This is a genomic window from Segeticoccus sp. (assembly GCF_035708005.1).
Genome location: NZ_DASSTI010000083.1, coordinates 1 through 11,006, shown reverse-complemented (window position 1 = coordinate 11,006; position 11,006 = coordinate 1). Strand labels below are relative to the sequence as shown.

9 protein-coding genes are annotated in these 11,006 nt (G+C 71.8%); 4 read left to right on the top strand and 5 right to left on the bottom strand.

Going from position 1 to position 11,006, the window contains the following annotated elements:
- Positions 1–506: HAD family hydrolase (locus VFL99_RS09225; RefSeq protein WP_325106052.1), on the bottom strand; the 506-nt coding region annotated here is incomplete at its 3' end.
- Positions 507–752: 246 nt separating this feature from the next.
- Here VFL99_RS09225 and groL point away from each other — a divergent pair.
- Positions 753–2,378, top strand: coding sequence for a chaperonin GroEL (gene groL, locus VFL99_RS09220; RefSeq protein WP_325106051.1), 1,626 nt, complete (start codon positions 753–755; stop codon positions 2,376–2,378).
- A gap of 81 nt (positions 2,379–2,459) precedes the next feature.
- Here groL and VFL99_RS09215 read toward each other — a convergent pair whose 3' ends face one another.
- Entirely contained in the window at positions 2,460–2,750 is a 291-nt protein-coding gene (locus tag VFL99_RS09215) for a WXG100 family type VII secretion target (protein ID WP_325106050.1), read from the bottom strand.
- Between the two features lie 144 nt (positions 2,751–2,894).
- Between VFL99_RS09215 and VFL99_RS09210 the strand changes: the two genes are divergently transcribed.
- The 3 genes from VFL99_RS09210 to VFL99_RS09200 all read left to right on the top strand — a co-directional run bounded on the left by VFL99_RS09210 (position 2,895) and on the right by VFL99_RS09200 (position 7,192).
- Positions 2,895–3,677, top strand: a complete 783-nt coding sequence (locus tag VFL99_RS09210) for a DUF4031 domain-containing protein (RefSeq protein ID WP_325106049.1) — start codon at positions 2,895–2,897, stop codon at positions 3,675–3,677.
- Between the two features lie 151 nt (positions 3,678–3,828).
- Complete coding sequence (locus VFL99_RS09205; RefSeq protein WP_325106048.1) at positions 3,829–4,647, top strand: ABC transporter ATP-binding protein; 819 nt, start codon at positions 3,829–3,831, stop codon at positions 4,645–4,647.
- 4 nt (positions 4,648–4,651) lie between these two features.
- A complete protein-coding gene (locus tag VFL99_RS09200; RefSeq protein WP_325106047.1) occupies positions 4,652–7,192 on the top strand; it encodes an ABC transporter permease in 2,541 nt (846 codons plus the stop codon).
- On the opposite strand, the gene VFL99_RS09195 is transcribed toward VFL99_RS09200, so the two are convergent.
- The 3 genes from VFL99_RS09195 to VFL99_RS09185 all read right to left on the bottom strand — a co-directional run.
- Positions 7,179–7,835 carry an HD domain-containing protein gene (locus VFL99_RS09195; RefSeq protein WP_325106046.1) on the bottom strand — a complete coding sequence of 219 codons (657 nt, stop codon included), beginning with the start codon at positions 7,833–7,835 and terminating at the stop codon, positions 7,179–7,181. The genes VFL99_RS09200 and VFL99_RS09195 overlap by 14 nt on opposite strands.
- A gap of 20 nt (positions 7,836–7,855) precedes the next feature.
- Positions 7,856–9,946, bottom strand: coding sequence for a HelD family protein (locus tag VFL99_RS09190; RefSeq protein ID WP_325106045.1), 2,091 nt, complete (start codon positions 9,944–9,946; stop codon positions 7,856–7,858).
- 163 nt (positions 9,947–10,109) lie between these two features.
- A partial coding sequence (locus VFL99_RS09185; protein WP_325106044.1) for a S1C family serine protease occupies positions 10,110–11,006 on the bottom strand: 897 nt, incomplete at its 5' end.

The window sequence follows — 11,006 nt, the reverse complement described above, 5'->3', positions numbered from 1 at the left end:
TTGTCGTCGACGAAGAGCACCCGGTCGGCCGGCGCACCGAGCTCCTCGACGATCCGGGTGAAGTAGGCCGGGTCCGGCTTGGCCACCCCCAGCTCGCACGAGTAGAACTGCCCGTCGAACAGCTGGTCGTAGCCCAGGTGCTCCCGCATGTATGCCGTGCGGAACGCGTGCTGGTTGGTGGCCAGGTAGCAGCGGGTCCCGCTGGCGCGCAGTGCCGTGATGGTCGCGACCGTCGCGGCGTCGGTCTCCAGCTCGTGCCACAGGGCGGCCAGCTCGGCCGAGCGGGCCGGGTCGCACCCGTGGACGCCCAGGGTGTCGGCGACCACGGCCTCGAACTCCCGCCCGCCGGTGAGCGCCGCCAGCTCGGCCTCGAAGAGGGCGGCGATGAACGTGTCGGGGTCGACCTCGGGCGCCAGCAGGCCGGCGATGCGTTCGGTGAGGTCAGCGGGGCCCGACTGGACCACCCCGTCGGCGTCGAAGAGCACGATCAGGGGAGTGCTCGGCATACCGTCGATCCTGCCACGTGCCTCCTGCCGAGGATTGGTGGCCGGATCTGGGCGGGGCGTTTGCACTCGGGGGTGCCGAGTGCCAACATGGGCTTAGCACTCTCGGTAGGAGAGTGACAACGAGTGACAATCCGACCACGTAGGTGAGGGTCGACCGCGGGCGCGACGGGAGCGTCCCGGGGCCGACTCGTCCGTCGCGGGCACGTGCGTGGTCATTCCGTTTCGCGTGTGGGAGGAACCACCCGAATGGCCAAGACCATTGCATTCGACGAGGAGGCTCGCCGCGGTCTCGAGAAGGGTATGAACACCCTTGCCGACGCCGTCAAGGTGACCCTCGGCCCCAAGGGCCGCAACGTCGTGCTCGAGAAGAAGTGGGGCGCCCCCACCATCACCAACGATGGTGTGAGCATCGCCAAGGAGATCGAGCTCGAGGACCCCTACGAGAAGATCGGTGCCGAGCTCGTCAAGGAGGTCGCCAAGAAGACCGACGACGTCGCCGGTGACGGCACCACCACCGCGACCGTGCTCGCCCAGGCGCTCGTGCGCGAGGGCCTGCGCAACGTCGCGGCCGGCGCCAACCCGATGGCCCTGAAGAAGGGCATCGAGAAGGCTGTCGAGTCCGTCTCCGAGCGCCTGCTCGCCATGGCGACCGAGATCGAGACCAAGGAGCAGATCGCCGCCACCGCGGGCATCTCCGCGGCCGACCCGCAGATCGGTGAGCTCATCGCCGAGGCCATGGACAAGGTCGGCAAGGAAGGCGTCATCACCGTCGAGGAGAGCCAGACCTTCGGCCTGGAGCTGGAGCTCACCGAGGGCATGCGCTTCGACAAGGGCTACATCTCCGGTTACTTCGTGACCGACACCGAGCGCATGGAGACCGTCCTCGAGGACCCCTACATCCTCGTGATGAACTCCAAGATCGGAAGCATCAAGGACCTGCTCCCGCTGCTGGAGAAGGTCATGCAGTCCGGCAAGCCGCTGGCGATCATCGCCGAGGACGTCGAGGGCGAGGCCCTGTCCACGCTGGTGGTCAACAAGATCCGCGGCACCTTCAAGTCCGTCGCCGTCAAGGCCCCGGGCTTCGGTGACCGCCGCAAGGCCATGCTGCAGGACATCGCGATCCTCACCGGCGGCCAGGTCATCTCCGAGGAGGTCGGCCTCAAGCTGGAGACCGCGGACCTCGACCTGCTCGGTCGGGCCCGCAAGATCGTGGTCACCAAGGACGAGACGACCATCGTCGAGGGTGCCGGTGACGCCGACCAGATCGCTGGTCGTGTCAGCCAGATCCGCACCGAGATCGACAACTCCGACTCGGACTACGACCGCGAGAAGCTGCAGGAGCGCCTCGCCAAGCTCGCCGGCGGCGTCGCCGTCATCAAGGCGGGTGCGGCCACCGAGGTCGAGCTCAAGGAGCGCAAGCACCGCATCGAGGACGCCGTGCGCAACGCCAAGGCGGCCGTCGAGGAGGGCATCGTCGCCGGCGGCGGCGTCGCCCTGATCCAGGCGGGCAAGGAGGCGTTCGGCAAGCTCGAGCTCGATGGTGACGAGGCCACCGGCGCCAACATCGTCAAGGTCGCCGTCGAGGCTCCGCTCAAGCAGATTGCCATCAACGCCGGCCTCGAGGGCGGCGTCGTGGCGGAGAAGGTGCGCGGGCTCGAGATCGGTCACGGCCTCAACGCCGCGACCGGCGAGTACGTCGACATGCTCGCTGCCGGCATCAACGACCCGGTGAAGGTGACCCGGTCCGCGCTGCAGAACGCCGCGTCGATCGCCGGGCTGTTCCTCACCACCGAGGCCGTCGTGGCCGACAAGCCGGAGAAGGCCGCGCCGGCCGCTCCGGGTGGCGACGACATGGGCGGCATGGGCTTCTGACGAAGGCCGAAGCGCTCACGCTGAAGAGCAAGACGACGGGCGGTTCCCCACTGGGGAGCCGCCCGTCGGCGTGTGCGTCGCTCAGCGGAACATCGCAGTGTTGGCCTGCTCCGCGGCGTCGTACTGCTGCCCGGCGCGGGTCAGTGCCTGGTTGATCTCCTGCAGCGAGCGCTCGACGTGCTCCTGGGTGCGGCGCCAGTCGTCGGCGACCTGCTGGAAGCTCGCGGCCGCCGAACCGCGCCACGCGCCCTGCAGGGCGTTGAGCTCGCCCATCATCACCCGGACCTGGCTGTCGATCTCGCCGGAGACCTGCTGGATCTTGCCGGAGGCCGCGCGGATGCGGTCGGTGTCCACGTGGAATGCCGTGCTCATGGGTTCCTCCCCTTCATCGTGTCCCTGGACCCCGCCGACGCTAAGCGGCCCGCCCCCCGCGCCGCAGAAGTTGTCCACAGGGCCTGGGCGCCGGCGCCGACAGCGGCCCACCGCGGGGCAGAGGGGCACGGATAACCTCGTGGCGTGACCGTCTGGGTGGATCCGCCGCGCTGGCCCGCGCACGGCCGGCTGTGGTCCCACCTGATCAGCGACACCTCCTACGGCGAGCTGCACATGTTCGCGGAAGCGGTCGGCATACCGAGGCGGGGGTTCGAGGGCGACCACTACGACATTCCCCAGGAGCGGTATGCCGAGGTCGTCGCCGCGGGTGCCCACGAGATCGAGGGCACCGTCCTCGCGCGCATCCTGCGGGACAGCGGGTTGCGGGTCCCCAAGCGCAAGGGGGAGCGGCCGCTGGCCACGTGGCGGGACCCGTGGCCGCACATCACCGGTCCGCACCGGGTCGACATCATCGCCTCGCCGCTGCCGACCCCGGACGCGAGCACCACGGCGGCGGCGGTCTTCGTCGTCGATGTCGCCCACCGACTGTTGCTGGTGCGCTCGGTGGCCCGGGGCACCTGGGGAGCGCCGGCCGGTGGCCGGGAGCCCGGCGAGAGCGCCGCCGCCTGCGGCGCCCGGGAGACCTGGGAGGAGACGGGGCTGCGGCTGGACCCCGGGGTGTTGCGCCCCTGCGGCTACGAGCGGGTCAGCCTCGACCCGCTCGCCCATCGGCAGGCCCGTCCCGAGCTGTGGCCCCACCGCAAGAACCACATCGCCTGCTTCCGCGTCGACCTGGTCGACCCTGGCCCGGCGGTCGCCCCGCGGCTCGACGACGTCGATGCCGCGGGCTGGTTCTCGGTGCCGGAGGCGCGGGCGCGCTGCGCGGGCGAACCCTGGTGGCCGCTCGTGGAGAGCCTCGGCCTCTGACTGAGGTGCTGACCGGGGAGGTCAGGGCCGAATCAGGGTGGGCTAGGGGGAAATCCGGAGGATTGCTGTGAGGTTCCTGACTTAGGCTGGGCTGCGGCCCGGGCGGCATCTCGCCCGGGCCGTCCACTACCTGACTCGGGGAGATTCAGTCATGCAGGACAGCTCGGGGACGACGCTGAGGAGGCCGCTGCCGGCGGCCCGGACGGTCGGGCTCACCAAGGTCTACGGCAAGGGAGAGGCGCGCGTCGTCGCGCTCGACGACGTGAGCGTGGAGCTCGAGTCGGGGGCATTCACCGCGATCATGGGGCCGTCCGGCTCCGGCAAGTCGACGCTCATGCACTGCGCGGCCGGTCTGGACACGCCGACCTCCGGGGAGGTGTGGATCGGTGACATCGAGCTGGGCCACCTGAAGGACAAGGCGCTCACCGCGCTGCGGCGCGACCGCGTCGGCTTCATCTTCCAGGCGTTCAACCTGCTGCCGACGCTCTCCGCGGAGGAGAACATCCTGCTGCCACTGGCGATCGCCGGCCGCACGCCGGACGGGGCATGGTTCGACACGGTCATCGACACGGTCGGGCTGCGGGACCGCCTGCGGCACCGGCCGAGTGAGCTGTCCGGCGGGCAGCAGCAGCGGGTGGCCTGCGCGCGGGCGCTGGTGAGCCGGCCCGACGTGATCTTCGCCGACGAGCCGACCGGCAACCTCGACTCGCGTTCCGGCGCCGAGGTGCTCGCGTTCCTGCGCCGGTCCGTGGACGAGTTCGGCCAGAGCATCGTCATGGTGACCCACGACCCGGTCGCGGCCAGTCACACCGACCGGGTGCTGTTCCTCGCCGACGGTCGGATCGTCGAGGAGATGCGCGAACCCACGGCGGAGCGGGTGTTGGAGCAGATGGCGCACCTGGACCGGTCGGCGGCGACGTCGCAGGGGCTGCGCGACCACGACCGCGTCGCGGTCGCGCAGGAGGCCTGACCCGATGCTTCGCGCCACGTGGCGCAGCCTGCTGGGACGCAAGCTGCGCCTGCTGATGAGTGCCGTCGCGATCGTGCTGGGTGTCGCGTTCGTCGCCGGCTCGCTGGTCTTCACCGACACGCTCAGTCGTGCCTACACCTCGATCATGGCCGGCACCGTCGGTGACGTCGTCGTGCGGCCTGCGGGGAGCACCGGCGACGACAACGCCCAGCTCGACCGGACCCTGTCCGCCGCCCTCGTCTCCCGGCTCGCGAAGGTCGACGGAGCCGCGCGTGCGGACGGCAACGTGACGGCATACGGCGTGTTCCCGGTGGGCAGGGACGGCAAGGTGGTCGGCGTGCAGGGGGCACCGGGCATCGCCGTCAACTACCACGACGCGCCGGCCGGTCACGGGGTCGATGCCCTCACGCTGCGTCGCGGCCACGTCCCGCAGCAGCGTGGACAGGTCGCACTGGACTCGACGACCGCGGAGAAGTCCGGCTACCGCCTCGGCCAGCAGATCCGCCTGGTCACGTCCGGCGGCCAGGCGTCGACCACAGCCACGCTGGTCGGCATCGTCGGCTTCAGCAACGGTGGAGGGCTCGGGGGCGCCAGCCTCGCGGTCTTCGACACGCACACGGCCCAGCAGCTGTTCGAGGGCGGCCAGGACGTGTTCACCGACGCCTGGGTGACCGCCGACCAGGGGGTGAGCCAGGCCGAGCTGCGCGACCGGGTCGCCTCGGTGCTGCCAGCGGGCTATGAGGCGGTGACCGGCGACACGGCCGCCGACGAGGCCGCGAGCGACATCAACCAGGGCCTGTCCTTCATCAACACGTTCCTGCTGGTGTTCGCCGGAATCGCGTTGGTGGTGGGGAGCTTCCTCATCGTCAACACGTTCTCGATCCTCGTGGCGCAGCGCAGCCGGGAGCTCGCGCTGCTGCGGGCGCTCGGCGCCAGCCGGCGACAGGTCAGCCGATCGGTCATCCTCGAGGCCTTCGTGGTCGGCCTGGTGGGTTCGACCCTCGGACTGGGGCTGGGGCTGGGTCTCGCCGCCGGGATCAAGGCGCTGTTCACCCGCCTGGGGATGGACGTCAGCGGCACCGCTCTGGTGCTCGCACCGCGAACGGTCCTGGCGGCCTATGCCGTCGGGGTCGTCGTCACCGTGGTGGCGGCCTACCTGCCGGCTCGGCGCGCGAGCCGGATCGCGCCGGTGGAGGCGATGCGCGACGACGTCGCGCTGCCGGAGTCCTCCATCCGGCGGCGGGTCCTCATCGGCGGGAGCTTGCTCGTCGTCGGGGTGACGGCCGTGCTGGTCGGGCTGTTCGCCGGCGTCTCACACGGCACGGTGGTCATGGGCGGCGGCATGCTGCTCGTGCTCCTCGGGGTGGCCCTCGCCGCGCCCGTGATCGGCCGACCCGTGGTCGCGGTGCTCGGTGGGCTGCAACGCCGGCTGTTCGGCACCGTCGGACGTCTGGCCGAGCAGAACTCGCGACGCAACCCGCGTCGGACCGCGGCGACTGCGTCGGCGTTGATGATCGGGCTGACCCTCGTCTCGGCGATGTCGGTGATCGGGGCATCCGCCTCGAGCAGCGTCGACAAGCTGATCAAGGACGGCCTCGCCGCGGACTACGTCGTGTCCAACGTCGTGGGGTCGCCGTTCTCGCCCAGCATCGCCACGGAGCTGGCCGCGGTCGACGGTGTGCGGTCGGTGGCCGAGCTGCGGATGGCCCCGGCGACACTGGGCGGGAAGCAGACCCAGGTGATGGCCGTGGGGCGCACCTTCCCGGACATGGTGGACCTGCCCGTGCTGAGCGGTTCGGTGGACCACTTCACCGGCCACGCGCTGCTGCTGGGCAAGGACAAGGCCGCGAGCCTCGGGGTGCACGTCGGCGAGACGGTGCCGGTGCAGGTCGCCGACCAGCGCCTGCCGCTGCGGGTCGTCGCGATCCTGGACGACAACCCGCTCACCGGGGACACCGTCACGACCCTGTCGGCCCTCACCGACCTCGGGGTAAAGCCGGCCGACTTCGCGGCGTTCGTGCTGCGTGCGCCGTCGGCCGACGCCGCCCAGGTGCACCACGCCGTCGACGCGGTCGTCAAGGACATCCCCACCGTGACGGTGCAGGACCAGGCCGAGTTCGCCCAGCAGCAGCGGGGATCCATCGACCAGCTGCTCACCATCATCTACGCCCTGCTCGCCCTCGCCGTGGTCATCGCCATCCTCGGCATCGTCAACACCTTGTCGCTGTCTGTGATCGAGCGGACCCGCGAGGTCGGCCTGCTGCGGGCGGTCGGGCTCAGCCGGCGTCAGGTGCGGCGCATGGTCCGGCTCGAGGCGGTGGTGATCGCGTTGCTGGGAGCGGTGCTCGGCGTGGTGCTCGGGCTCGGCTTCGGGATCGCGCTGCAGCACTCCCAGGTCGAGAACGGCGTCGCGGTGCTCACCGTGCCGTGGGCCCGGCTGGCGGTGTTCGTCGTCCTGGCCGGGGTCGTCGGGGTCCTCGCCGCCTGGTGGCCCGCCCGGCGGGCCGCCCGCCTGGACGTCCTGCGCGCCATCACGACGGACTGAGGCGGTCCAGCTCTCGAGCGAGGTTGAGCCGGGCCCGCCGCTCCCACTGCCGGTGGGCGTGCCCGGTCCGGTAGAGCCGGCCGCGGCGCTGGAACGGCTCCAGCACCGCGTGCCGGCCCTGCCGGTAGGCCTGGTCCGGCACGTGCGCGTACTCCTCCCGCACCTGGGCGCAGTACTCGTCGAACCGTGGCTCCGGCGCGGCGAGGATCCACAGGTCGCTGTCGTGGAAGGCGGCGGGCAGCGGTTCCCGCGTCGGGGCGTCGTGCCCGTCGGTGAGCCGCACGAGCCCGGTGACCGCCGCCACGTCGGCGGGGTCGGCCCCGAGCTGCTGCAGGGAGGAGCCGGCGAGCTCGGCGCTGGCGGCCTCGTTCTGCCCGAGGGGCGCCCGGGGGTCGTAGACGGCGTCGTGGAACCACGCCGCGACCCGCGCCAACGCGCCGTCGCGTTCGTCCACCTCGCCCGCGTCCTCGAGCTCCTCGAGTGCCCAGAACATCTCCACGAGGTGCGAGGTGGTGTGGTAGTGCCGCCCCGGGGAGGCCCACCGGCGCAGCAGGTCCTCGCCGTGGCGGACCACGGCGTCGTCGGGCGGGTCCTCCAGCAGCAGGGCGAGGTCCAGGGACCAGGCGGTGAGCAGGGCGGGCACCGGCACAGTGTGCCAGCCGGTCAGGCCGCGAGCTGCTCGGGCAGGTCCTCGGCGTGCACGACGGTGAGGGCGGACACGGCGCGGGTGAGCACGACATACAGCCGGCGCAGCCCGGTGCGGCGGTCCGGCTCGGCGGCGGCGATGGCCGCCGGTTCGACCACCACGACGTGGTCGAACTCCAGCCCCTTGGCGACGGTGGCCGGCACCAGGTCCACCCGGTGCTCCACGTCGCCGTGCTGGGCGCCCAGGATGCCGTGGTCGACGCCCGCCTCGGTGAGCGCTCGGGACAGTCGGCCGACCTGCGCGTCCGCAGCGATCACGCCGACCGAGCCCGGCTGCTCCAGTGCGTCGGTGACCGCCTCGACGACGTGCCGGGCCAGGGCCCGCGGTGCGTGCCGCAGCAGCAGTCGGCCGGGGTTCTCGCGCACCGAGACCGGCGCGCCCAGCCCGGGCGCCATGCTCGGCAGCAGCCGGGCCGCGAAGTCGATCACGGCCGCCGGCACACGGAACCCGCGGTCGAGCACCTCGAGGTGGCTGGCCGGCTTGCCCAGGTGCGCCAGGGAGTCCGTCCACGACGCGGTGGCCCAGGGCGTGGTCCCCTGCGCGATATCGCCGAGCACGGTGGCCGAGCCCGTGCTGCACCGCCGGCCGACGGCGCGCAGCTGCATCGGGGACAGGTCCTGCGCCTCGTCCAGGACGACGTGCCCGACACTCGACCGCCGGCGCAGCAGGTCCGCCAGCTCGTCGAGCAGCACCGTGTCCTGGACCGACCAGCGGGCGCTGCCCCTGGTCCGTGGCACCGTGGGCCAGACCAGGAGCGCCTGCTCCCCAGCGTCGAGGATCCCGTCGGCGTGGCGGGCCAGTGTCGCCGGTTGCGTGAACAGCTCGAACAGCACCGCGGCCGGCTCGAGGGCGGGCCACAGGCCGGCGACGTAGCGCTTCACCGGCCCCGAGCGTGCCACGGCGTCCTGCACCCGGTCGTCGGGGGAGTCGCCCGAGGCTTCCAGCTGCAGCAGCACCGCGTGCGCGAGCCGTTGCGGCAGCATCGCGCGGGCCGCGTCGTAGCGCACCCCGCGGCCCACCAGTTCTCGCACGATCTCCCGGACCTCGTATGCCGGTACTCGCCACTTGCGTGCGCCCCGCGGCACCACGAGCGCCTCGTGGGGGTCACCGACGTGGGCCCAGACGGCGCGCCGGAGCACCTCCGCCATCCGCGGATCCCCTTTGAGCACAGCCGTGTCCACCGGGTCGGTGGCGCGCACACGGACCGAGCCGACCAGTTCCTCGATGGTGGTGTGGTCGACGGAGACCTCACCCAGGGCGGGCAGCACGGCGCCGATGTGCTCCAGGAAGGCGCGGTTCGGCCCGATCACGAGGACGCCGGTCCGGGCCAGCTTCTCCCGGAAGGAGTAGAGCAGCCAGGCCGCCCGGTGCAGGCCGACCGCGGTCTTGCCCGTGCCGGGTGCGCCCTGGACACAGATCGTGGTGGCGACGTCGGCGCGGACGATCTCGTCCTGCTCCGGCTGGATGGTGGCGACGATGTCCCGCATCGGCCCGACGCGGGGCCGCTCGATCTCCGCGGCAACAATGCGACTGCTGGCGCTGTCCGGTTCGTTGGCCTGCCCGGCCTCCGGCTCGGTGAGGTGCTCGTCCTCGTAGGCGGTCACCCGGCCGTGGTCGATCCCGAAGCGGCGCCGCCGACGCACGCCCATCGGCTCGGTGCGCGAGGCGCGGTAGAAGGCCGTGCTGATGCCGGCCCGCCAGTCGACGACGACCGGGTCGCCGTGCGCGTCGGAGACGTGCCGGCGACCGATGTACCACCGCTCCTCACCGTCGGGGGCCGGGTCCGCACGCATCCGGGTGCCGGCGTGGCCGTCGGGCCGGATGTCGAGGCGGCCGAAGAACAGCGCGGTGGACGGGTCGTCCTGCAGGGAACGTGCCCGGCGCGCGAGGGTGGCGGCGAGGAACTCGCTGGAGACGGGGTCGCCGCCGTGGGACTCCAGGGCGAGGGTGTGCTCGCGCATGCGGGCCAGCTCACGGCGGGCCAGGGCGAGGTGTGCCTGCTCGCGGGCGAGTTCGGGATCGGTGTCGGGTGCGGTATCGGCAGGCATGACGGCACGGCCCTTCCAGGCGAGAGGCGTCGGGGGAGGAGCGTGAGCCTAGCGCACTGCGGACCAGCGGCGACGTCGCTGGAGCCGCGAGACGGTGCAGCCGGGGGACCCTCCGCGGGCGAAGGGCCCCCCGTTCCGTGCCGGGCCACGAGGGCCCGCGACGTCAGCCGTTCGAGTTCGTCTTGGCGGCGAAGGTGATGTTGATCTGGTGTTGGTGGCCGCCTCGGATGACGGTGAGGGTGGCTTTTTCGCCGACGCTGCGTTGGTGGACCTGGGCGACCAGGGACAGGGAGCCGTTGACGGTTTCGCCGTCGATGGCGGTGATGGCGTCGCCCTTCTTCAGGCCGGCGTTGGCGGCGGGGGAGTTGGGCACGACGCGGGCCACGCCGGCGGCGTCGCGGGTGGCCGAGCCGACCTTGACGCGGGCGTCCTTGAGGTAGACGCCCAGGTAGGCGTGTTCGGCGTGGCCGGTGTTGATGAGTTGGCCGGCGATGGTCTTGACCTCCGAGACCGGGATGGCGAAGCCGATGCCGATGTTGCCGCTCTGGCCGCCCAGGGAGGAGGACTGGCCGACGGTGGCGATGGCGGAGTTGATGCCGACCAGGGAGCCGGAGGCGTCGACCAGGGCGCCGCCGCTGTTGCCGGGGTTGATCGCGGCGCTGGTCTGCACGGCGTTGGTGACCACCGGTTCGGCCTGGGAGTTGGTGAAGGGGTTGTTGGCGCCTTCTTGTTGGGTGGTGACCGGGCGGTCCAGGGCCGAGACGATGCCGGTGGTGACGGTGCCGGCCAGGCCCAGGGGGTTGCCGATGGCCATGACGGGTTGGCCCACCGTCAGGCTGTTGTTGCCGGCCGGGTGGATGGGGGTCAGGTCGGTGGGGGGGTTGTCGATCTGGATGACGGCCAGGTCGGTCAGGGAGTCGGTGCCGACCAGGTGGGCGGTGTAGGTGCGTGAGTCGTTGAGGGTGACCCGGATGTTGGCGCCCTGTTTGGCGCTGGCCACGACGTGGTTGTTGGTCACGATGCGGCCCTTGGTGTCCCAGATGACGCCCGAGCCCTGGTC